Source organism: Lactococcus sp. UBA7128, from assembly GCF_002492185.1.
In the GTDB taxonomy this organism is placed as follows: Bacteria; Bacillota; Bacilli; order Lactobacillales; family Streptococcaceae; genus Lactococcus; species Lactococcus muris.
In genome coordinates, this window is sequence record NZ_DKXK01000088.1 from 1 (window position 1) to 24,744 (window position 24,744).

A 24,744-nucleotide genomic window follows, 5' to 3' on the forward strand; every position below is an offset into this window, starting at 1 on the left:
CGAGATAGGGTAAATGCCAAGTGAACTGAAGAAGCTAAGGCTTCTTTTTTTTTATGAATTTGAGGTATAATAGGAGTTATGGAAAACAAGAAAAATAAATTACTGCTCATTGACGGTTCCTCCCTAGCATTTCGGGCTTTTTTTGCGCTCTACAATCAAGTAGACCGTTTTGTGGCTCCAAGTGGTTTACATACCAATGCTATATATGCCTTTCATCTCATGCTTAATAACTTGGTTGAACGTTTGGAACCTGATCATGTCTTAATTGCCTTTGATGCGGGAAAGACTACGTTTAGAACAGAAATGTTCGCCACATATAAAGATGGCCGGGCACGAATGCCTGATGAGTTTCGAGAGCAGCTTCCCTTTATTAAAGAGTTGATTGAAAAACTCGGTTATAATCATTATGAACTAAAAAATTATGAAGCTGATGATATTATTGGTACATTAGATAAAATGGCTGAACTTCCTGAAGCTGGTGCTTATGACGTGACAATCGTTACGGGCGATAAGGATTTGATTCAGTTGGCGGACTCAAATACAACTGTTGAAATTTCGAAAAAAGGTGTGGCGGAGTTTGAGAGCTTTACGCCTGCTTATTTAATGGAAAAAATGGGACTAACTCCAGAACAATTTATCGATCTTAAAGGCTTGATGGGGGACAGCTCAGATAATTATCCAGGTGTAACTAAGGTTGGTGAAAAAACAGCACTTAAGTTGCTTCAAGAATGGGGCTCTATTGACAATCTGTATGCGAATATTGATTCCCTCAAGCAGAGTAAGATGAAAGACAATCTAATTGCTGATCGTGAGATGGCTTATTTGTCTCGAACCTTAGCAACGATTGATACGAAAGCTCCTATTGAGATTGATCTTGCAGATACGCGAATAAAACCAGCGAATACATCAGGACTTTTGGCTTTTTATGATGAAATGGGATTTGCTCAATTTAAGGCAAAGCTCGAGACAGCTGAAGTTGGTGAGGTTGCGCTAAATTTTGAAGTCATTGAAGAAGCCTCTGAAGTTTCTGTAGATAAGGAAGATTTCTTTTATATTGAAATATTAAATGAGAATTACCATAAAGAAGACATTATCGGCTTCGCTTGGGGAAATAAAGAGAAAATCTTTGTTTCGAAAAATACAGAAATATTGAAGGATTTCGATTTTCCTGAAAATACATATGACTTTAAGAAAAATAAAGTGCTGCTCCATCGTTTAGGTATTGAACTACCACCTGCTAAGTATGACAGTATGTTGGCTAAATATCTGATTTCCACAACGGAAGATAATAAAGTAGAAACAATTGGACGTTTATTCGCCAATGACTTTATGCCCACAGATGAGGAAGTCTATGGTAAAGGGGCTAAACGCAGTGTCCCTGAAGATGACGTTTTATTCAAGCATTTAGCGCGTAAGATTCATATTTTGACCTCTACCAAAGAGGTAATGCTTCAAAACCTTGAAGAAAATGAACAATACCGTCTTCTCACAGAAATGGAGCTTCCTCTGGCCAATGTTTTGGCTAAAATGGAAATTGCGGGTATAGCAGTGGAAGTGAGTACTCTGGAAGAAATCGGAGCCGAAAATGAAAAATTGATTGCTGATTTAACTGCAAAAATTTATGAACTCGCAGGCGAAGAATTTAATATCAATTCGCCAAAGCAGCTCGGAGTTATTCTTTTTGAAAAATTACAGATACCTCACGGTAAAAAAACTAAAACTGGCTATTCAACCGCTGCAGATATCTTGGAAAACTTAGCCCAAGATTATGAGTTAGTTGCTAAAATACTCGAATACCGCCAAATTTCAAAAATTCAATCTACTTATGTGCAAGGACTAATTCCACAAATAGCAGAGGATGGGCGTATTCATACACGCTATGTTCAGGATTTGACCCAAACAGGGCGTCTCTCATCGGTAGAACCCAATCTACAAAATATTCCTGTTCGCTTAGAAGCAGGTCGCCTAATTCGTAAAGCGTTCGTTGCTGATGAGAATAATGTTTTATTAAGTTCTGATTATTCACAAATTGAACTTCGTGTCTTGGCGCATATATCTAAGGATGAACATCTGATTAGTGCTTTTAATCATGGTGCAGATATTCATAGCAGTACAGCCATGCGTGTTTTTGGGATAGATAAACCAGAAAATGTTACCCCTAATGACCGCCGCAATGCTAAAGCAGTAAACTTTGGTATTTCTTATGGAGAAACAGAATATGGTCTAGCGAAGCGTTTAAGTATTTCTAATAAAGAAGCTGCTGGTATGATTCACGCTTATTTTGAACGTTATCCTGGTGTAGCTAACTATATTAGGGAAACTAAACGTGAGGCAAAAGACAGAGGTTATGTGAGTACAATGTTTAACCGCCGTCGAAAACTACCAGAAATTAATAATCGTAACTTTATGGTGCGGCAAGGTGCTGAGCGGCAGGCAATTAACGCTCCTATACAAGGTTCTGCTGGAGATATTCTCAAAATTGCTATGATTAATCTAGACAGTGCGTTGACAAAAGGAAAGTTTAAAGCAAGGTTATTACTCCAAGTTCATGATGAAATCATTCTTGAAGTACCCAAGGAGGAGTTGGCAGATGTTCAGACCCTAGTAAAACAAACGATGGAGTCTGCTGTAGAACTCAATGTACCATTGCTTGCTGATGAAAATACGGGGGATAGCTGGTATGAAGCGAAATAAGTTTTTCCTGTGAGATAAGTAAATGATGATTTATCCAAATTTTTAAAAAAATGGAACCACCATGGTTGAGGTGATTCCATTTTTTAATAGCTTACTCTATGATAAGTTACCTTTGTGATTTATCAATAATTTTGTTTTTTGACAGTACTAATTAGCCAGATGAAGAAAGCGATGATTGCTAGACTGAAAAGAAAGTGTGTATTAAAGAAAAGGAGAAGCCCTCCCAAGAAAAGTTTTGCAAAGAAGAGGAAGATGAGGAGGGGAAGGATGTATTCGAAAAATCCTTTGAGGAAGAGATAAGTGCATAAGATAATGATGAGTAAGAACAGCATTGTGATTTAAACTCCTTAGATTTTTATATATTTATTATAGCATCATAAAAGGAAGTGAAAATCAGTCTTCCGCATGATTTTTTGATATACGAAGCTAACTTTATGTTCGAGAGAAAGTGGAGTTTCTTATTAACACAACACATTTTTTATTATTGTATTGTGATTTTCTTATTCGCTATAGCGCATCATTTTCATATATGAAAGCTAAAAAAAGAAGAACACTATGTCTTCTTTTTAATATGTCTTTCTGTTAGAGGCAATTAAGTTTTGGTAGTAAGCAATGGTGGACATTTCAATATAGGGTGTTGTCCAGAATTTTGCAAGACCTAAGGTAATACCTGAGAGGATGTACCATAAGATGAAACTCAACAAGAAGAGAAAATAGTCTCCACGAGAGCCTTGCATTACTTGAGAAGAAGCATTAAGTACGCCCCAGATACCATTATAAGTACCTGACTCTAACTGGTCAAAAAGAATGTAATCTTTTTGCGACCAACCCAGACCAAGATAAATGGCAAAAGGAATACCGATAACAGTAACGGCCAGAAGAACAAGAAGTAGTGAAGTCACTAAGTGAAGAACGAAAATCTTTATCCAACTGCCATCTTTAAAAGGGCTAAAGACATTTTTAAAGCGTAAGCTTGTGTGTTCGCCACGATAGATTTTAATGTAATTGAAACGAGCACCAACCGTGATAACATCAATGATGACAGAAAGCAAAGCTCCTATTAAAAAGCCAATAAGCATTGCCAAGAGTAAAGAAAGCAGTAATCCTGTTGTTATAGCACTTGCATCAAAATTATTAACGGTGTCTACATTGGAATTATAGTTTGAGCGATAAGTCATGTTCATTGAGATGATTCCCCCAAAAATTGGGATTAAGAACAGGCGTAACTTAGCACCAAAGTCTTCTCTCAGAGCATCCTTGGCTCTATCTTTTAAAACTTTAAACATCATAGAATCCTCCATCCCTTAGAATACCATAAAAGAAGAGGCTTCTCAACAAAAAACTTTCAGATAAAAGCAGTCATAGACTGGCTGGGAAAAATCAAAGAATTTTGGTATACTTGTAGAAGTTTAAAGGAGTTTACATGACTGAACATGCAATAAAATATAGACTAATCAAAAAAGAAAAACACACAGGTGCGCGTCTCGGTGAAATTATAACACCACATGGGACTTTTCCAACACCTATGTTTATGCCTGTAGGGACGCAAGCAACGGTTAAGACACAGTCCCCAGAAGAACTTAAAGAGATGGGGGCAGGGATTATTCTTGCCAATACTTATCACTTGTGGCTTCGTCCAGGAGATGAGCTTGTTGCTCAAGCAGGAGGCTTGCATAAATTTATGAATTGGGATCAGCCTATTTTAACAGATAGTGGTGGCTTCCAAGTTTACTCTTTGGTACAAAACAAGAAAAATATCAGCGAAGAGGGCGTTAAATTTAAAAGCCATCTTGACGGTCGCGAACTCTTCCTCAACCCAGAAAAAGCTATTTCTATCCAAAATAATCTGGGCTCTGATATTATGATGAGCTTTGATGAATGTCCACCTTTTTATCAACCTTATGATTACGTCAAAGCTTCTGTAGAACGGACATCCCGTTGGGCAGAGCGTGGCCTAAAAGCACATCAACGCCCACATGATCAAGGACTTTTCGGCATCGTGCAAGGTGCTGGATTTGAAGATTTACGCCGCCAATCAGCGCGTGATCTTGTTAGCATGGACTTCCCTGGCTACTCGATTGGGGGTCTTGCTGTGGGTGAGTCTCACGCTGAGATGAATGCCGTCCTTGACTTTACAACACCGCTTTTGCCAGAAGATAAACCACGTTATTTGATGGGAGTTGGTGCACCAGATAGTTTAATTGATGGCGTCATTCGTGGTGTAGACATGTTTGACTGTGTGCTACCCACACGTATCGCGCGTAATGGTACCGCGATGACAAGTTTCGGTCGTGTGAATATTAAAAATGCAAAATATGAGCTTGATTTTACACCACTTGATCCAGAGTGTGATTGCTATTGCTGCTCAAACTACACCCGTGCTTACCTACGTCATTTATTCAAAGCAGATGAGACATTTGGTCTCCGTCTTTTAAGTTACCATAACTTGTATTTCTTGATTAACTTGATGATAAATGTTCGCCAAGCTATTGTGGATGACAATCTTCTGGAATTCCGTGAGGACTTCTGTGAAAAGTATGGCTATAATAAACCAAATGCTAAGAATTTTTAAAGAGAGAAGTTGCTGTTCTCTCTTTTTTGTATTTTTACTATCAATAGTCCCCTATAAGAATATAATACGGTGTAAAAAAATGGTAGAATAAATGAAGAGTGTGTCAGTTATTAAGGGAGGTTTCTCATCATGCTAAATATTTTACAATACGACCCATACTTAGAACCTTACAAGGAAGACCTGTCTCTGCGTCTTTTTGAATTTGCAAGAACTAAAAAGAGGTTACTAGGAATGGAAGGGAAACTGTCGGACTTTGCCAATGGTCATAAATACTTTGGCTTTCAACAAGAAACGCACAATTGGACTTTTCGTGAATGGGCACCGAATGCAGAAAAAGCTTTTTTAGTTGGTGACTTCAATGAATGGGAGGGCAGCCAGCATGAGTTAAAAGCAGCCTATGGTGGAGTTTGGGAAATAGCAGTTCCTGGTCGTTTACCTTTAGGTTCTAAGGTCAAGGTTAAACTTGTTATCAACGGTACAGAAGTTTATAGAGTCCCTTCCTATATTATGTATGCTGTTCAAAATGAATACTTGGAACTGGATGGAGTTATTGTTGAGCCTAGGTATGAATTTAAACATAAGTCTCCTGTTTTAAAAGATACAGCTCCCCTAATCTATGAGGCACACATCGGGATTTCGAGTGAAGAATATAGGATAAATTCTTATAAAGAATTTACAGTAGACGTCCTGCCCCGTATCAAAAAAGCCGGTTACAACACCATACAGCTTATGGCTATTATGGAGCATCCGCTCTATGCTAGCTTTGGCTACCAAGTTTCCAACTTTTTTGCGGTATCAAGTCGCTTTGGTAGTCCAGAGGATCTGATGGAATTGATAGATACGGCTCATGGCATGGGACTTCGAGTTCTACTGGATGTTGTACATTCACATGCAGTGAAAAATGTGGGTGATGGTCTGAATCTTTTTGATGGAAGTAGCACTCAATACTTTCATGCAGGCGGTCGAGGCGAGCATGAAGCTTGGAACACGAAACTTTTTAATTATGGTAAGGATGAAGTCATTCATTTCCTCCTGTCTAACCTTAAGTTTTGGCTGGAAACTTACCGTTTTGACGGTTTTCGCTTTGACGGAGTAACCAGCATGCTCTATCATCATCATGGCTTAGGAACAAGTTTTGACAATTATGGTAAATATTTTTCTAGGGATACGGATATTGAAGCTATCGTTTACTTGATGCTTGCCAACGAACTTGTTCGTCAAGTTAATCCTAACGCAACAATGATTGCAGAAGACATGTCAGCGATGCCAGGGATGGCTCTTCCTATTTCTGAGGGTGGAATTGGTTTTGATTATCGTTTGTCTATGGGAGTTCCAGACTACTGGATTAGGCAGTTTAAGGAAAAATCAGATGAAGAGTTGGACCTCATGGAACTTTGGTGGGAACTAACAACACGTCGTCCGGGTGAGAAAAATATCGGTTATGCGGAGAGTCATGACCAAGCTTTGGTGGGTGATAAAACCCTGATGATGTGGCTAGCTAACGAAGCCATTTATGACTCCATGGATAGCCATACGGATTCATTGATTATTGATCGTGCCCTTGCCTTGCATAAGCTCGTAAGACTGGTTACTTTTAGTTTAGCAGGTGAAGGCTATCTTAATTTTATGGGGAATGAGTTTGGTCATCCGGAGTGGTTAGACTTTCCTAGAGAAGGAAATCAAGAGAGCTTTCAGCATGCACGTCGTCAATGGTCTTTGTCAGAAAATGAAAACTTACGCTTTAAGTATTTATTAAAATTTGATCAGGATATGATTGCTTTAGAGCAGGAGCATAAATTTTTAAAGCAAAGCGGCAGTCTACAACAATGCTGGATAAAAAATCAAGACAAGCTTTTAGCCTACAGAAAGGGCAAACTCCTCTTTGTCTTTAATTTCCATCCAAATAGAGAACAAAAACTTAGTCTTTACATGCCAAGTAAGCCCGAACTGATATTTGATACAGATGATAATAAATATGGCGGTTTTGGCCCACGATCAAGTTTTACGTATCAGGAAAAGAATAAAAAACTTGAACTCTTATTAGCTGAACGCACAGCTATGGTTTTTCAGTTTTCCTCATAGAGAATTTTAGATATGAAAATTGTATAATAAGAGAATGACAGATATCGAATTAAAAGCCGGTGAACGTATTGATCAAATTGCGGCAACAGATGTACAAATAATACAAAGTCGTGACGTTTTTTCATTTTCCATAGATGCCATTCTTCTCGCACGTTTTCCTCGTTTACCAAAGAAAGGGAAAATTGTAGATATGTGTGCAGGGAATGGCGCTGTTGGACTTTTTGCTAGTTCAATGACAGATTCTCAAATCATAGAGCTTGAAATACAGGAGCGTCTTGCGGAAATGACACAACGGTCCATTCAGCTTAATGAACTGGACGAGCAGATGACTGTCATTAACGATAATTTAAATAAAGCCTTAAACTATATCACGACCTCTTCAGTAGATCTGATTTTTTGTAATCCTCCTTATTTTAAATTAGATGACAAGAGCCATGTTAATGAAAACCCTCACTATACCTTAGCACGCCATGAGTTGGCAACGAATTTGGATGAAATATTTGAAACCAGTAAGAGGCTTTTAAAAACAAATGGACATCTTGCTTTAGTACATCGTCCGGAACGCTTTTTTGAAATTGTAGACAAGATGAAAAAAAATCATCTTGTTCCTAAGCGTATTCAGTTCGTCTATCCTAAGGCTAATCAAGCAGCTAATATATTACTGATTGATGCCATTAAAGATGGAAAGCCAGGTGGAGAAATCTTCCTTCCTCCTCTGATTGTTCACGATGACTCTGGAAACTATACAGCGGAAATTCAAGAAATTTACTATGGAAAGCTTGAGTGATGCTGGGATACATCATAAAAAAATAAGAAGCCATCCACAGATGGCTTCTTATTTTTAATAAATCATATCATAAAGTTCAATTGCTACAAGATCAATATCATCAAAGATAGCAACGTCTTTTTGTTTTGGGTATTTGATAGAAAAAGCAGTTTCTTCTGGCAGGAAGCTTACCGTTGCAATAACTTCACCTTCGCGTTCAAAGTTGTAAGTTTCCTTTGGATCAGCCGTTTCAATCAAACGATTTAAACGATCCATGATTGCTATCAAATGTGATTTCATTATTTCCTCCAATGCCTATTTTAAGGGCTGTTTTGATTGCCCGCAAGCCTTATTTCATATTTTCTTTATCTATTTTAACATAATTTTGTAAATTTTTAGCGAGTTTAGTTGCTTTTCTTGTTAAATATCGTGCACGAATTTTTTCACGATGAAAAGAACGTTTCATTTGTCTTGACCACTTTTGAGCAGCAATGTCAAATTCGTCTAAAAAATGTTCGGAATTTTTCCGCGCTTGATATTCAACGATGGTGTCCTGATAGAAATTATAAACCTGTTGTGCAAAATTTTCTGCAGAAATTTCGTACAATTTTTTATTAAACTTTTCTTTATCGACTTCTTGACTTTCGTGTACAGCAGCCAAGACTGTGTTGGCAATATCGGCATCTGAGGCAAAGAGGCGACCGAACTCTTTGTCGTCAATAAGCTGTGTAAGGTAAGGATTGACAGTTGCTAACACACGCGTGCCTGCAGCCAGTGCCTCAAGATAAGTCAAGCCCTGTGTTTCGGAAGTAGAAGCGGAAATGAAAAAGTCTGCTGCTTTGTAGTAATAAGCGGTTTTTTGATTTTCTACAGCCCCTGTGAAGACAACATAGTCTTCTATGTTCAGTTCTGCCACTTGCTCTTGTAGATTTTTCATATAAGGACCGTCTCCTACAATGACTAACTTTACAGCTATTTTTTCTATAAGTTGTGGCATGGCTGCAATGACCGCTTGTATATTCTTTTCCGCAGCAACACGGGATAGGCTGAGGAGCATCGTTTCATTATCCGCAAGACCTAAGCTGTGACGCAAGTCTTGGATTTCGTCCAGAGTAATCTCGTCTCGTTTAAAGCGTGACAGATCAATACCTGTGGGAATAACGCGCTTAGGTAGGCTGATACCGTAACTATTCACGGTATCCAACACCATTTGGCTTGGGCAAATAATGGCTTCACTTCCACGTAAAAAGTTTCGAATAATGTATTTAACCATGCTTGGGCGAATCAAGCGACCTTTAGCAATATAATGCACATAGTCTTCATATTTCGTATGTAGGGTATGAATGACAGGAATCTGAAGTTGCTGTGCGACCATTTTTCCTAAGAGACCCATTCCAAATTCAGTCTGAGTATGAATAATATCAAGTTGGTAGGTTCGAGCGATTTGATAGGCAGCAAAAACACCCTTGATAACCACCTTACGTTCGGCGAGTGAAACAAATGGAACACTTTGGAAACGAATGATATTCTCAGGTTCATGATCTACGTCAGCATGCGGATCTGTTGTGGTAAAGATAAAAACCTGATGTCCGAGTTTTTCTAACTCAATAGTTAAGCTTTGAATACTTGTTGCTACACCACTAATTTGTGGGAAATAGCTGTCTGTAAAAATTCCGATTCTCATAGTTTTTTATTTTATAACTCCAAAGTTTGGCGATAAGCAGCCTCTAATTCAGCAGCGACACGTTCAATGGCGCGTGACTGTGCGACTTGATAGCCTTTTTCTATTTTGTTAACTTTTCCATCCAATACTTTTTGCAATGCAGTCACGAAGCTGTCAACATCTGTTCCCATATTCGCTGCTTCATTATCAAGCCATCCCTTGTAGACAGGGATATCGCGTACGACAACATTTTGATGACTTGCTAAGGCTTCCAGAACAACAATCCCTTCGGTTTCTTCACGAGAGGGAAAGAAAAAAGCAGAAGCAGAAGTCATTGCACCCTCGTAAATATCTCCCTTGATGTAACCAGGGAAAAGGACATTTGTGGGATGATTTTTTTTGACTAAACGGCGTATCCAACCAGGTACAGTCCAAAGGTTCTGATAGCCAAACCATATAAATTTTACATCTGGCATCTTTTCGGCCACTTTTACAAAGTCATCAATACCTTTGCGTTTGAAATAAAGCCCTGCACATATAACAACTTTTTGCTGGTCCTCAATATTAAAATATTGGCGAAAGACTTTCTCTTTCTCTGGACTGGCTTGATATTTGCTTAAATCTATACCATTAGAAATGGGTATGATGGGGCAGGTGAGACCATAGCCTCGTAAAAGTCCAGCAGAATATTCGGTGGGTGTGATGACCAAATCAGCCTCCCGATAGAAACGCATCAGATAACGTTTAAACAAGGGAGATACCAAGTTAGAACCAAGGAAAGAATCACGGAAATCTTCTTCAGTGGAATGCCCGTGAAAGATTACCTTTTTACCAGCTTTTTTTGCTTTCTTGAGCATACGCCAGCTTTGAGGTCCATATGTATTGAGATGCAAGATATCATAATCTTCATTAGGATTTTGAGTCCAGTCTACCTGCATCAAATCCAAGGCTCTTTGTTGATGCTTCATTGCACGCCCAATTCCTGAGCGGCTCAAAATTTGTTCGGCTTCTAGGTAAAGTAAAATTTTCATGATTAAACCTATTTTACCACAATTTTATTGACAAAAAATAAATATTCATTATAATTACGTATCAAAAAAATCCCCTTTTCAAGGGGATGTAATCTTTTAGTTTTGTTTGTCAAAGTTGATATCGCTGTTTGTCTTGTCAAGCTTGATATTAGCGGTGGCTTGCTTCCCATCACGATAGTAAGTGACCTTAATTGTATCGCCGATTGAAGACTTGTAGAGTGTGCTTTGAAGGTTTACACTTGAGGTTACTTCATCATCGTTAATTTTGACAATAACATCTCCCTTCTTAAGCCCAGCCTTAGCTGCTGGCATTCCTGATTGAACTTCAGCTATAGCTACCCCACTTGTCACATTTTCAGGAAGATTAAGTGAAGCCAGCATATTTTGTGAAAGACTAGATAAGTTGACCATTTGGACACCTAGAGCAGGTCGAATTACCTTGCCATCTTTTTCCAACTTGTTGATGATATTTACAACATCATTTGCAGGAATAGCAAAGCCCATACCTTCTACGGAAACACCGTTACTACTTGTACCACTTGGGGTTGAGGTAATCTTACTTGATGTAATACCAATGACTTGTCCTTGAATATTGATGAGCGCTCCACCAGAGTTACCTGGGTTAATTGCTGCATCTGTTTGAATAGCATTGACATTAATTGTTTGCCCTTGATTATTTTGAAGAACAACATTACGGTTAAGACTCGAAACAATGCCCTCAGTTGCTGAGTTAGCATACTCACTTCCAAGGGGAGAACCGACTGCTATAGCGGGTTCACCGACGGTAAGCTTATCAGAATTACCAAAGGTTGCTGTTTCTTTGACATATTTAGCATCAATCTTGAGAACAGCCAAATCAGAATAAGCATCTGATCCCACAACTTCAGCGGTTACCTTTTGGCCGCCTGCCATGAGCACTTCTAGAGAAGAAGCACCTTCAATCACGTGATAGTTTGTTACAACATAAGCTGTATTGCCATCTTTTTTATAAATGACACCAGAACCTTCTCCTGCAAGTTGTGGGTCATTGCTATCATTATTGTTATTGTTGTTCTCATTTCCAAAAATACGTTCTAAATCACTACTTGAAGATGATTTTTGGTAATTTAAAACGGAGACAACAGTATTTGAAATCTTTTTAATTGCTTTAGTTGTATCTGTATTGACTTGTACATTAACCGTGTTCACAGAGCTATTTGCATTGTTATTTGCTGTCGATGTGTTGGTCATGTTTTGATAAATGGCACTTCCTCCAAGGGCGATGGCTCCACCAGCCACACCAGTAACGAGTAATGAAGTGATATTTTTTTTCTCCATAGTAGAAGTTTCTCCTTTTCCAGTAAGAAATATTTATACACAAGTATAATGCATATTCCTTAAATAATCTTTAATATTACATATATGAATTGAGGGATACTCACATACATTATAATACCTCAAAAGCGGATAAAAAGGAAATATAAGAGAAAGTTTTCCACAATTCTGTGAAAAAGTCGTTGGCAACTGTGAACAAGTGAATAAAATCCACAACTTTTCCACAGAAATGTGGAAAAAATACAAAAAATGTTGATAAATATGGCTTTCATTTTGCTTTCAATTGGGGAAAAAGATAAAATAAAGGAATGAAAATAAAATTAATCGCTGTAGGAAAACTTAAAGAGAATTATCTAAAGGAAGGTGTCGCTGAATATCAAAAAAGGATGCGCACGATGACACCTCTTGAAATTATTGAGTTAGCTGATGAAAAAATCCCAGATAATCCATCAGATAAAGAAAAAGAAGCAATAAAAAGTAGAGAAGGTGAAAAAATTCTTGCCCGTATAAATGAGGGAGATAAGCTGGTAATTCTTGCGATTCAAGGCAAATTAATGACAAGTGAAGACTTGGCAGATTTTGTTAAAAATTGTGAAATTTATGGAACGCGCCACTTGGTCTTAGTTATAGGAGGTTCCTTGGGATTATCGGATGCTGTCTATAAGAGAAGTGACTTACAAGTTTCCTTTGGACGTTTTACATTACCTCATCAACTGATGCGCCTTGTTTTGTTGGAACAAATTTATCGTGCACAAATGATTAACAGAGGAAGTGCTTATCACAAATGAAAATCATTGAAGAGTTTCGTGTTCATGCTGATGAGGAAAGGGTAGAAAAACAAGCAGCCTATTTGCGTGAGCAGTTTAAATTTTTAGCTTTGACCTCTCCTCTGTTTTTGAAAGAGAAGGTTCAAGAAATGACTATTGATTGGGCGTTTATTCACAAATTATGTTTAAAAGAAAGAGAACTTCAGTCTCTAGCTTGTGATTGTTTGCGTAAAATGAAGAAATATCTCCATGTTTCAGATTTACCAAAAATTTATCAATTGGCTCATATAAAATCTTGTTGGGAAACAGTAGATAGGTCCAAGGATGAGAATTTTTGTATATGCCGTATTGTTATTAATTGTTAACTGGCTTTAAAAGAGTAAACGGATTCGGAACTTTTAGAAGAAATCATCCTTAATAACTTGGGAACGAATGAATTTTTTATCCATAAAACGATTGGCTGGGCACTAAGAGAAGATTTTAAAGCAAATTCCAAATGGGGAAGGACATTTCTTGAAGGACGGGAGGGAAAAGTCTTCTCTATCTGTAGGAGAAGCAGGAAAATACTTATAGACAGCCCTTATAAAATGTGCTATAATAATCCTATTGTCTGTGGATAATCAATGTTTTTAAAGGAGAAATTAATAAATGAATGTTATGTCTTTGGTCTTTATGGTTGTTGTTGTAGGTGGGATGATGTTCTTCATGAATCATAGCCAAAAGAAAGCTCAACAACAGCGTCAAGAACAATTGAATTCAATGGTTATTGGTGCAGAAATTGTAACTATCGGTGGTTTACACGGTGTTTTGAGCAGTATCAATGAAGCGGATGCTACAATCGAATTGGACTGTGAAGGCGTTATTTTGACTTTTGATCGTGCAGCCGTTAAAACAGTAAAAAATAACACAGTTGAATCGCCAATTGTTTCAGAAACAACAGTTGTTGAAGAAACAGTAAAAGAAGACAACCCAGTCGAAGAATAAGCAAGGAAAGATGAGTTTGAAAACCTATCAAGATTTTGGGTAGGTTTTTTCTTTTTCCAAAACACTTCATATTTATACATGAAATACATAGAACAGAAGAAGCTTTGAGAGAGACCATACAGGGCGGTGCATATCGAATTTCTCTGTGTTTTTCTTTAAAATATGATAAAATGGGGATACTGACTGTGAGGTGCTATGTTTAATAACTTAAAAAATAACTCGCAAGAGCAAATTCCAGTACCACAGCATATTGGAATAATTATGGATGGAAATGGTCGTTGGGCTAAAAGTCAAGGGAAACCAAGGATTTTTGGTCACAAAGCTGGAATGGATGCATTAAAAACGGCAGCCATTCATGGGCAGCACCGTGGCGTAAAAGTAATGACGGTCTACGCTTTTTCAACAGAAAATTGGTCTCGTCCTATGGATGAAGTCAAATTTATCATGAGCTTGCCAATTGATTTTTACAGCAAATACCTTCCGATTCTTAATGAAGAGAATATACAGATTAGGATGATTGGCGAACGTGAAGGCTTGCCAAAGGCTACTTTAAATTCAATTGACAGAGCGGCGGCCGAAACGGCCAATAATACGGGAATGATTCTCAACTTTGCCATGAATTATGGTGGACGGCGTGATATTTTATTAGCCGTTCAAAATTTAGCCAAAAGTGGGAAAAAATTGTCAGAAATTACTGAAGAAGAACTTTCTGATTACTTGCAGACATCAATTTTACCTAAAGACTTACGAGACCCAGATTTGATTATACGGACGTCAGGAGAATTACGCTTGTCTAACTTTTTACCATGGCAAGCTGCATATAGTGAACTCTATTTTACAGACACGGCTTGGCCGGATTTTGATGAAGCAGCGTTGGATGCCGCTATTTTAGAGTTTCAAAAACGTGATCGCAGATATGGAGGAGTGAAATGATAAAGCGTACAATCACCGCTATTATCGGAGGAGCCGTTTTTATAGGGCTCATGCTAATAGGAGGAGGCTTTTTCCAAATTTTAATAGCTTTGTTGGTCATTACAGCTATGAATGAACTATTCAAAATGCATAAGCTTCAGCTCATGTCCTTTGAAGGCATTTTGTCGACAATGGCAGCCCTTTGTTTGGCACTACCCATAGGTAGATATTTCTTTGGAATGGGCGTTGAGGGCAGTATCCTGCTTTTCATGCTTTGTCTTTTTGCAATGCTAACAGCGATGGTTTTTTCGAGAGGCTCTTATAGCTTTGAGGATATTGGCTTTCCCTTTCTTTCGGCGTTTTATGTGGGGATGGGGTTTCAAAGTTTGCTTCTGGCGCGCGAAAGCGGCTTGGCCGTAGTCTTTCTGGCCCTATTCATTGTTTGGTCTACAGATATAGGCGCTTACTTTGTTGGAAAATCAATTGGAAAACGTAAATTGATTCCAGATGTTTCACCTAATAAGACAGTAGAAGGTTCTGTTGGAGGAATCTTTTCAGCCGTAGTTGTTACAATCATCATGTTCATTTTTTATAAAAACGAACTTCCACAGATTGGTTTTGTAAAACTTATCCTTTTCACCATTGTCTTTTCTATTGTTGGACAGATTGGTGATTTGGTAGAATCAAGCATCAAGCGGCATTATGGAGTTAAAGACTCGGGGAAACTTTTGCCAGGTCATGGTGGTGTACTTGATCGTTTTGATAACTTGATATTTGTCTTTCCAGTCATGCACTTGCTGGGCTTGTTTTAAGGCAATCAAATGAGAAGACCGTAGATTAAAATCACTCTTATTTCACATTTCATTACGCTTTAGGTAAAATATAGTGTTAGGGAGAGTTTTATTTCAGGGAAGATAAAAATACAAGTAGTTTCTGAAGAAAGTATCTTCAGAAGAGGATATGAATTCAGAATATTAAGGGAGGAACGTTATTGATTCAAACACTGATAACATTCATCATTGTCTTTGGCATTATTGTTGTTGTACATGAGTACGGGCATCTTTTCTTTGCGAAGCGCGCGGGAATTTTAGTTCGCGAATTTTCAATTGGAATGGGGCCGAAAATTTTTGCGCACCAAGCAAAAGATGGTACTTTTTATAGTGTTCGTATCCTTCCACTTGGGGGTTACGTTCGTATGGCCGGCTGGGGTGATGACACAACAGAAATTAAAAAAGGAACTCCCGCATCTCTGATGATTGTGGAAAATCAAGTTGTCAAAATAAACCTTTCAGACCGAGTGGACTTGGAAAATAGTGTACCTATGTTGGTCACGGAATATGATTTTGAAAAAGCACTTTTTATTGAAGGAGAGGTCTTTGGAGAAACGCGCCGTTATTCAGTTGACCATGATGCAACGATTATTGAAGGGGACGGTACGGAAATTCGTATTGCGCCTTTGGATGTTCAATATCAAAGTGCCAGCGTAATCGGTAAGATATTGACGAATTTTGCGGGGCCTTTGAACAATTTTATTTTAGGAATTATAGCCTTCATTATTATTACTTTTATGCAAGGTGGCGTACCTTCAAATACAAACGAGATTGGACAAGTTCAGCCTGGGACGCCGGCTTATACAGCTGGTCTACAAGCTAAGGATAAAATCCAAGCTGTTGATGGTCATAAAACCGATGACTGGAATGAGGTTGCTCAACGTATTAGTGAAAATGAAGGACAAACAGTTGAGTTAGACATTGAGCGTGATGGAACACATAAGACTGTAAAAGTTCAACCTGAAAAAGTAGAAGACAGGTATCTTATTGGCATTACACGCTCACTCAAAACAGGTTTTGTTGATAAGATCACAGGCGGTTTTACGCGGGCTGTTGATGCAGCGACCCTCATTTTTAAAGCCTTAGGGAACCTCATTTCGCAACCTAGCCTTGATAAACTTGGGGGGCCAGTCGCCATTTATGATTTAAGCGGTCAGGCTGCGCGAGAAGGTATAACTTCTGTCATTGCTTTGCTTGCAATGTTATCAATCAACCTAGGAATTGTGAACCTAATTCCTATACCTGTCCTCGACGGTGGAAAAATTGTACTCAACATCGTTGAAGCTCTGCGTGGCAAACCGTTGTCGCAGGAAAAAGAAGGAATTTTGACTCTCATTGGCCTTGTCTTCATGGTTCTCCTAATGATTGCAGTAACTTGGAACGATATCCTCCGAGCCTTTATTAGATAAGAAACAAAAAATTTAAGGAATAAAATATGAAACAATCAAAAATGCTTATACCAACGCTTCGCGAAATGCCAAGCGATGCACAAGTTATCTCGCATGCTCTTTTAGTTCGTGCGGGTTATGTCCGCCAAATCTCAGCCGGTATTTATGCCTACTTGCCCTTGGCAAATCGAGTTCTTGAAAAGCTTAAAACAATCATGCGTGAAGAATTTGAAAACATTGGAGCTGTCGAACTTTTAGCACCAGCTCTTTTGACGGCGGATTTGTGGCGCGAATCAGGACGTTATGATACTTATGGGGAAGACCTTTATAAGCTTAAAAATCGTGATCATTCAGATTTTATCTTGGGACCTACTCATGAAGAAACAATGACAGCTTTGGTACGTGACGAAGTGACTTCATATAAAAAGCTTCCTTTGAATGTTTATCAAATTCAAGCAAAATATCGTGATGAAAAGCGTCCACGTTATGGTTTGCTTCGAGGACGTGAGTTTATCATGAAGGATGGTTACAGTTTTCATGCGGACTACGAAAGTCTGGATGAAACTTACAGTGACTACAAGCGTGCTTATGAGAACATCTTTACTCGTGCAGGACTTGATTTCAAAGCAATCATTGGTGATGGTGGCGCGATGGGTGGTAAAGACAGCCAGGAATTTATGGCTATTACAGCCGATCGGACAGATCTTGAAAAATGGCTGGTTCTTGGAAATTCCATCGAATCCATTGATGAAATCCCTAACACAGTTATTGAACAAATCAAAGAAGAACTGTCTAAGTGGCTAGTTGCTGGTGAAGATACGGTCGTTTATGCTGAGGGTGGTGATTATGCAGCCAATTTGGAAATGGCAACAAATAAGTTTGAAAATATTGCTAGCTATACAGAAACTTTGGAACTTGAAAAGGTTGCAACGCCGAATGTTAAAACCATCGACGAAGTAGCAGAGTTTTTAGAAGCGGATGTTGCTGAAACACTCAAAACTTTAGTTTTTCGTGCAGATGGAGAATTAATTGTGGTCCTTATGCATGGAAATGATGAGCTTAATGAAGTGAAGTTGCAAAATTATTTGGGAGCTAACGTTATTGAACCCGCAACTGAAACAGATGTTGAAAGTCTATCAGGTGCGCACTTTGGCTCACTTGGACCAATCGGCCTTAAGGGCGTTAAAATTATTGCTGATCGCGAAGTTGAAGTGGTTAAGAATGCTATTATTGGTGCAAACGAGGACGGCTTCCATTACCGCAACGCTAACCTTGGTCGTGATTTTGAAGTAGACGAATTTGTTGATTTACGTGTCGTTAATGAAGGTGAAATATCACCAGATGGACGCGGTACACTTAAGTTTGCTCGTGGTATTGAAATCGGACATATTTTTAAGTTAGGAACGCGCTACTCCGATTCAATGGGGGCTAATATTCTTGATCAAAATGGTAAGGCCGTACCAATAGTTATGGGATGTTATGGTATCGGTGTAAGCCGTATGCTTTCAGCTATTCTTGAACAATTTGCGCGAATCTATGTAGAGAAAACACCGCGTGAGGAGTACAAGTTCAGCTGGTCTATCAACTTCCCTAAAGAGCTTGCGCCATTCGATATCCATTTGGTACCAGTCAATACTAAAGACGAAGAAGCGATGGCTGTAACTGCTGAATTAGAAACAGCTCTTCGTGGTAAAGGCTATCAAGTTCTTGTGGATGATCGTAATGAACGTGCGGGTGTTAAATTTGCCGACAGTGATTTGATTGGTCTACCTGTCCGTGTGACGATTGGTAAAAAAGCAAGCGAAGGCATCGTCGAAGTTAAAATTCGTGCGACTGGTGAAGTTGTGGAAATCAACAAAGAAGAACTTGTCAATACGATTGAGATTTTGACGAAGTAGTGAAGGATTTATAAAAAATATCAAAAATCGAGATTGAAATTATCTCGATTTTTTGTTAATTCTTCGGTGGTCATCGCTAAAAATGAGTTACAGTAGTGTGTAAAAAGTTGCCTTTGACCAGCTTTTTTAGTTGCGCTTTGTGAGAAATTGTTGGATCAAAATCCGTTTTCTGAGATGGTCAAATCTGGCAAAGCTAAAGGAAATGTGTGTAATAAGTTTACAGAGATTGTTGAACCTTCAAGTGGTTCGTTGGAATAGAGTGAAATAGACTGCTTATGTTTAAGCAGCTAGCGGACAGCTCTTTTTAAAGACAACTGGTAAGCCCTCAAAAATCATCCGCTTGGTTTGTTTTGAAAATCATCTAAAGCACTTTGATAGATCTCATAGAAAAAGAGGAATTGTTTACTGTTCTGATAATTGACCTTTTATAAAGCTTTAGTTCTGAAACGAAAGGGTGTTTCACTTAATATCATAGACACCTTCCTAGTTATGCTGTGGATTGTATTGTGAGCTGTGACATACTCTGGTTTTTTAGGTGATATTCCTGTTCTTATTCGATTAATTATAGTATCATTATTTTTTTCTTGTGAGGAGTGTCTTAAGGAAACTTGTGTTAAGCTACCATGAAAGGAAAGCTAACTCATTTTCAAAAAATATTTATTCTTAGTGGCAGCAGATAGAAAAGAAAGAATACGTCAAAACTCATTTCAAAAGAACTTCGTTTGTACTAGAGGGAAGCAAAATCTCAGTAGTTATCGATATCTTTAGTGACAACGGCGCCTTAAAGAAAGACTGTCATCACGGTCCGTCTTTTTAACGTCATGGTAAATTCCGATAAAAAGCAGAGATATTGCTTTTTTGTTATAATGGAGGATACAGAAAAAATAGAGATGTGCGGAGAAACTATGGAAAATCTTTTTGAAAAATTGATGGAACAGATAAAAATGCCAAACCAAATTCGCGAATCGGCTCTTTTTTCAACTGCAGAAATCGAGAATGTAGAGGTACATACTGAGCGTAAGCTTTGGAAGTTCCAATTAAGATTTGAGAAAATCTTGCCTGTAGAGCAGTGGAAAGTTTTATCAGGGCTAATCGAGTCCGCTTTTTCAACAATTGCTGAAACAGAACTTTCAATAGAAGTAAACCAGTTAGAGTTTGATACGCAAATGCTCAATGATTATTATCAAGTTGCGCTGACACAGCCAGGCCTTTCTAATACAGCCTTTGCCAATATTTTTAAAAAATATCGTATAGAGCAACGAGGGGTGCAGATTAATCTTCTGGTTGAAGATAATCCACAATTGGACTACTTTGTAAAAAAAGATTTTCCGATTTTAGAGGAAAAGTTTAGGACCTTTGGTTTCGGAGCACTCACGATTCGTCCAGTTGTTGATGAGGCATTAACACAGGAAAATCGTGAAGAACATGAGCGTAAAGTAAGCAATATGTTGGCGGCAGAGTCTGCTTCACAATATCAAATCAGTGAACTGAAAAAAATACGGTCCGATGAGACAGCAGCTAAAGCAGAAAAAATACCTGAAAAAATAGATACGGCTCTAGCAGAAGGGGTTTCATTTGGTCGTAAAATTAACGGAAGCAGTCCTGTAACTTCAATGAGCTTCATTGCTGGTGAGGGAAGTGGAGTCATTTTTGAAGGCTATGTTTTCGAGGCACACCACCGCGAATTCCCAAGCCATAGTACAGGCAAGACAAACCACGTTCTGGAGATGAAACTTGCCGATGAGACAGCTGTTTTTCAAGTTATCAAATGGGGGCGCAAGGAAAATGAAATTTCTCAATTTGATAAGATTGTTGACAAGGTAAAAGCAGCAAACATGGGCGAGGAGGGAACCATCCAGTTTGAGCAAGGCATCTGGTTACGCGTACGTGGCAATATTGCTCACGATGTTTATAAAGATGATTTGGTGATGACAGTAAGTGATGCTGTTGAAATTTCAAAAAAAGAAGACTGCAGCAAGATTGCCTCGCAGATTAATGCTGTGAAGTCTGATAAAATTCAAATTGGTCGTGAAATTAAAAACTCCGAGCCAATCACACCAATGCGCTCAGTGAGTGAATTTTCAACCCAGGGTTCAGTTGTTTTTGAAGGCTATATTTTTAAAAGTGAATTGCGGGAGATAAAATCGCGAAAAACAGGAAATATTAGCCACTTGCTTGAACTTGAAATGACAGACTATACATCAAGTTTCTACATTTCAAGATGGGTAAGAGACGATGAAGAAATTGCTCTTGCGAAACAATTGACCGGGATTTGGGCTCGTGTTCGTGGTGTTGTAAAGCATGATGAATACAAAAAAGACCTTATCTTGCAAATGAATGACTTGCAAGAAATTCCAACTCAGAGGGTTCGAGAAGATAAGGTGACGGATGAAGACAAGCGAGTTGAATTTCACAGTCATACAAACATGTCGACGATGGATGCGATGCCATCGGCCAGCAAACTTGTTGCTCAGGCAGCTAAATTTGGTCATAGAGCGATTGCTATCACAGACCATGCGGGATTACAAGCTTATCCAGAAGCGTACCAAGCTGGAAAAAAACATGGCATAAAAATCATCTATGGTGTGGAAGCAAATCTTGTGGAGGACAAGATTCCGATTGTTTACAATGAAGAAGATGTGAACATGTATGAATCAACTTATGTCGTCTTTGACGTGGAAACAACAGGTTTGTCAGCCGTACATAATGATCTGATTCAGATCGCTGGAACCAAAATGCATAAGGGAAATCCCATTGCTGAGTTTGATGAATTTATTAATCCTGGCTATCCCATCAGTAATTTTACGACAGAGTTAACGGGTATCACGCAAGATCATTTGAAAAATGCTAAACCACTGTATGAGGTCTTAAAATCATTTCAAGAATTTTGTGAAGGCAGCATCTTAGTCGCTCATAATGCCACATTTGACGTGGGCTTCATGAATATGAATTATCAGAGGAATGGTTTGCCTATCATCACACAGCCGGTAATTGATACATTGGAATTTGCGCGCAACCTTTATCCTTGGATGAAACGTTTTGGCTTGGGACAACTGACGAAGAAATTCCAGATTGCCTTGGAGCACCACCACATGGCTAACTATGATGCGGAAGCTACTGGAAGACTTTTGTTTGTCTTTCTTAATGAAGTGCGTGAACGTCACGGATGGACATCACTTCTAGATTTAAATGCCAAACTGGTTGCGGAAGATTCTTATAAGAAAGTTCGTCCAAAACACGTAACACTTTATGCTCAAACTCAAGTCGGCTTGAAAAACTTGTTTAAGCTGGTGAGCTTTTCAAATGTTAAATATTTATCTGGTGTTCCACGTATTCCGCGTTCTGTTTTGCAGGAGCACAGGGAAGGAATCATTGTAGGATCAGCCTGCAAATCAGGTGAAGTTTTTGAAGCGATAACAAATAAAACTTTTGAAGAGGCTCTAGAAATTGCGAAGTTCTATGATTTTATTGAAGTAATGCCTCCGGCACTTTATCAATCGCTTGTCGTTGGTGGAAGTTTCAAAAATGAAAAAGAACTGCATCAAGCACTCAAGGACTTAATAAAACTTGGGAAAAAGCTGGGGAAACCTGTTTTAGCAACAGGAGATGTACACTATATAAACCCCGAAGAAGCAATCAATCGTGAAATTATTGTTCGTTCACTTGGGCAAGGGGCGGAAATAAACTGGACACAAGGACATGGTGAACATGCAAAACCTCTACCATTGCCAGAAGCTCACTTCCGTACGACAGATGAAATGCTGGAAGCGTTTAGCTTTTTAGATGAGGAAATAGCGCGTGAAATTGTTATCACAAATACTCAAAAGATGGAAGAGCGGTTTGAGGAGCTCACTCCTGTGAGGGAAGATCTCTATACACCAAAAATGACATTTGAGGGAGGAGAAAGTTCGGAGGAACGTATTACCCGTCTGACTTATGAGAAGGCCCATGAATGGTATGGAAATCCCTTGCCGGACATTGTTGATGCGCGTTTAGAAAAAGAATTACGCTCAATTATAGGTAATGGCTTTTCAGTAGTCTATATTATTTCCCAAGAGCTTGTGCGTCGTTCAAATGAGCGGGGCTATATAGTGGGTTCACGAGGCTCTGTCGGTTCCTCACTTGTCGCAACCATGATTGGAATCACTGAGGTTAATCCTCTTGCACCGCATTATCGCTGTCCAGAATGTCAGTATTTTGAATGCTACGATGACGGCAGCTATGGTTCAGGTTACGATATGCCGGATAAGAATTGTCCAAAATGTAAGCATAAATTAGTGAAGGATGGCCATGATATTCCTTTTGAAACCTTTCTGGGGTTCAAAGGAGACAAGGTTCCCGATATTGATTTGAACTTTTCAGGTGATGACCAACCTTTGGCTCACTTAGATGTTCGAGAGATTTTTGGAGAAGACTATGCTTTCCGGGCCGGAACGATTGGTACAGTTGCTGAAAAAACAGCTTTTGGTTTTGTCAAGGGCTATGAGCGAGATTATAATCAGTTTTATAGCAATGCTGAAATTGATCGACTGGCGATGACCTCGACGGGGGTAAAACGAACAACAGGACAGCATCCAGGAGGAATCATTGTAATCCCTAATTATATGGATGTTTATGACTTTACACCGGTTCAATATCCTGCAGATGACACGCGAGCAGAGTGGCAGACGACACACTTTGACTTTCATGCTATTCATGATAACATCTTAAAATTAGATATTCTTGGGCACGATGATCCTACGATGATTCGAAAACTTCAAAGTTTATCAGGGATTGTTCCACAAGATATTCCAATGGATGATAAAGAAGTGATGAAGCTATTTACAGGAACTGAGTCACTGGGAATTACTGAGGAACAACTTGGGGCTAAGTTGGGAACTTTAGGTATCCCTGAAATGGGAACTTTTACCTCCATGAATATGATTGCTGAAGCTAAGCCAAAATCTTTTGCTGATTTATTACAGATTTCTGGTCTTTCACATGGTACGGACGTATGGGCAGGGAATGCTCAAGAGTTGATTCGTTCGGGGATTGCTGATCTATCCAGTGTGATTGGATGTCGCGATGATATCATGGTTTATCTGATTCACTCGGGCTTAGAGGAGTCCATGGCTTTCAACATTATGGAGCGTGTCCGCAAAGGAATGTGGAGTAAAATTGGAGCAGAAGAACGCGAAACATATATTAAAGCAATGCGAGAGCATGGTGTACCAGATTGGTATATCGAATCTTGCTCGAAAATCAAGTACATGTTTCCAAAAGCCCATGCGGCAGCCTACATTATGATGGCACTTCGTGTTGCTTATTTCAAGGTGCATAAACCAATTCTGTACTATTGTGCTTGGTTTTCTATCCGTGCCACTACATTTGATATAGCGACCATGAGTGCAGGATTGGATGCAGTCAAGGCGAAGATGAAAGAAATTCGAGATAAAGGATTTGATGCGACAAATACTGAAGTATCTTTGCTGACAACTTTAGAGCTCTGCAATGAGATGCTTGAACGCGGGTATAAATTTGGCAAGATTGACCTTTATCGTAGTGAAGCCACAGAATTTGTTATTGATGGGGATACACTCATTCCACCGTTTGTTACGATGGACAGCTTGGGCGAAAACGTTGCGAAACAATTGGTTGAAGCCCGGGGAGATGGTGAATTTTTAAGTATCATGGAGCTTCGTAAACGAGGAGGACTATCTCAAGCCATTGTTGATAATATGAAATCTCTGGGAATACTTGACGGAATGCCAGAGGATAACCAATTAAGTCTCTTTGAAGATTTGTTTTGATTAAAAAATAAGAAAAGGCACTGAGGTGTCTTTTTTAGTAGCGTACAAACGTGA

General features: G+C 38.8%; 15 protein-coding genes and 3 pseudogenes. 13 read left to right on the forward strand and 5 right to left on the reverse strand.

Going from position 1 to position 24,744, the window contains the following annotated elements; all coding sequences use genetic code 11:
- The first annotated feature begins 78 nt into the window (after positions 1 to 78).
- Entirely contained in the window at positions 79 to 2,694 is a 2,616-nt protein-coding gene (gene polA, locus B4H39_RS09735) for a DNA polymerase I (RefSeq protein ID WP_251423359.1), read from the forward strand.
- A gap of 566 nt (positions 2,695 to 3,260) precedes the next feature.
- On the opposite strand, the gene B4H39_RS09740 is transcribed toward polA, so the two are convergent.
- Positions 3,261 to 3,983, reverse strand: a complete 723-nt coding sequence (locus B4H39_RS09740) for a DUF975 family protein (protein WP_251423356.1) — start codon at positions 3,981 to 3,983, stop codon at positions 3,261 to 3,263.
- Positions 3,984 to 4,117: 134 nt separating this feature from the next.
- Here B4H39_RS09740 and tgt point away from each other — a divergent pair, with 134 nt between their 5' ends.
- The 3 genes from tgt to B4H39_RS09755 all read left to right on the forward strand — a co-directional run bounded on the left by tgt (position 4,118) and on the right by B4H39_RS09755 (position 8,135).
- Complete coding sequence (gene tgt, locus B4H39_RS09745; protein WP_251423353.1) at positions 4,118 to 5,266, forward strand: tRNA guanosine(34) transglycosylase Tgt; 1,149 nt, start codon at positions 4,118 to 4,120, stop codon at positions 5,264 to 5,266.
- A 129-nt stretch (positions 5,267 to 5,395) separates the two neighbouring features.
- Positions 5,396 to 7,348: an alpha-amylase family glycosyl hydrolase gene (locus B4H39_RS09750; RefSeq protein ID WP_251423350.1), complete on the forward strand. Its 1,953-nt coding sequence runs from the start codon at positions 5,396 to 5,398 to the stop codon at positions 7,346 to 7,348.
- Positions 7,349 to 7,382: 34 nt separating this feature from the next.
- On the forward strand, positions 7,383 to 8,135 hold the full coding sequence (locus B4H39_RS09755) for a tRNA1(Val) (adenine(37)-N6)-methyltransferase (protein ID WP_202231578.1): 753 nt from the start codon (positions 7,383 to 7,385) through the stop codon (positions 8,133 to 8,135).
- 54 nt (positions 8,136 to 8,189) lie between these two features.
- Here the strand turns inward: B4H39_RS09755 and B4H39_RS09760 are convergent, their stop codons facing one another.
- The 4 genes from B4H39_RS09760 to B4H39_RS09775 all read right to left on the reverse strand — a co-directional run bounded on the left by B4H39_RS09760 (position 8,190) and on the right by B4H39_RS09775 (position 12,125).
- Positions 8,190 to 8,414 (reverse strand): DUF1797 family protein, encoded by a 225-nt coding sequence (locus B4H39_RS09760; RefSeq protein WP_251423346.1) that lies wholly within the window; start codon positions 8,412 to 8,414, stop codon positions 8,190 to 8,192.
- Positions 8,415 to 8,463: 49 nt separating this feature from the next.
- Positions 8,464 to 9,798, reverse strand: a complete 1,335-nt coding sequence (locus tag B4H39_RS09765; protein WP_251423343.1) for a glycosyltransferase family 4 protein — start codon at positions 9,796 to 9,798, stop codon at positions 8,464 to 8,466.
- Between the two features lie 11 nt (positions 9,799 to 9,809).
- The gene (locus tag B4H39_RS09770) at positions 9,810 to 10,808 is read right to left on the reverse strand and encodes a glycosyltransferase family 4 protein (RefSeq protein ID WP_251423340.1); all 999 of its coding nucleotides are present in this window, start codon (positions 10,806 to 10,808) and stop codon (positions 9,810 to 9,812) included.
- Positions 10,809 to 10,904: 96 nt separating this feature from the next.
- The gene (locus B4H39_RS09775) at positions 10,905 to 12,125 is read right to left on the reverse strand and encodes a S1C family serine protease (protein ID WP_251423337.1); all 1,221 of its coding nucleotides are present in this window, start codon (positions 12,123 to 12,125) and stop codon (positions 10,905 to 10,907) included.
- A gap of 305 nt (positions 12,126 to 12,430) precedes the next feature.
- Between B4H39_RS09775 and rlmH the strand changes: the two genes are divergently transcribed.
- From rlmH to B4H39_RS09815, 9 genes and pseudogenes are all read left to right on the forward strand, one after another.
- Complete coding sequence (rlmH, locus tag B4H39_RS09780; protein WP_251423334.1) at positions 12,431 to 12,910, forward strand: 23S rRNA (pseudouridine(1915)-N(3))-methyltransferase RlmH; 480 nt, start codon at positions 12,431 to 12,433, stop codon at positions 12,908 to 12,910.
- A pseudogene (locus tag B4H39_RS09785) lies at positions 12,907 to 13,509 on the forward strand (DNA alkylation repair protein). The gene rlmH and the pseudogene B4H39_RS09785 overlap by 4 nt, the downstream one beginning before the upstream one ends.
- A gap of 28 nt (positions 13,510 to 13,537) precedes the next feature.
- A complete protein-coding gene (gene yajC, locus B4H39_RS09790) occupies positions 13,538 to 13,873 on the forward strand; it encodes a preprotein translocase subunit YajC (RefSeq protein ID WP_286927573.1) in 336 nt (111 codons plus the stop codon).
- Positions 13,874 to 14,068: 195 nt separating this feature from the next.
- On the forward strand, positions 14,069 to 14,806 hold the full coding sequence (locus tag B4H39_RS09795; RefSeq protein ID WP_251423331.1) for an isoprenyl transferase: 738 nt from the start codon (positions 14,069 to 14,071) through the stop codon (positions 14,804 to 14,806).
- Positions 14,803 to 15,597 carry a phosphatidate cytidylyltransferase gene (locus B4H39_RS09800; protein ID WP_251423328.1) on the forward strand — a complete coding sequence of 265 codons (795 nt, stop codon included), beginning with the start codon at positions 14,803 to 14,805 and terminating at the stop codon, positions 15,595 to 15,597. The genes B4H39_RS09795 and B4H39_RS09800 overlap by 4 nt, the downstream gene beginning before the upstream one ends.
- 179 nt (positions 15,598 to 15,776) lie before the next feature.
- Positions 15,777 to 17,024, forward strand: a complete 1,248-nt coding sequence (gene rseP, locus B4H39_RS09805) for an RIP metalloprotease RseP (protein WP_251423325.1) — start codon at positions 15,777 to 15,779, stop codon at positions 17,022 to 17,024.
- Positions 17,025 to 17,050: 26 nt separating this feature from the next.
- The gene (locus B4H39_RS09810) at positions 17,051 to 18,901 is read left to right on the forward strand and encodes a proline--tRNA ligase (RefSeq protein WP_202231337.1); all 1,851 of its coding nucleotides are present in this window, start codon (positions 17,051 to 17,053) and stop codon (positions 18,899 to 18,901) included.
- Positions 18,902 to 19,806: 905 nt separating this feature from the next.
- A pseudogene (locus tag B4H39_RS10255) lies at positions 19,807 to 20,367 on the forward strand (PolC-type DNA polymerase III N-terminal domain-containing protein); the annotation flags it as partial.
- 474 nt (positions 20,368 to 20,841) lie between these two features.
- A pseudogene (locus tag B4H39_RS09815) lies at positions 20,842 to 24,690 on the forward strand (PolC-type DNA polymerase III); the annotation flags it as partial.
- Between the last annotated feature and the right edge of the window lie 54 nt (positions 24,691 to 24,744).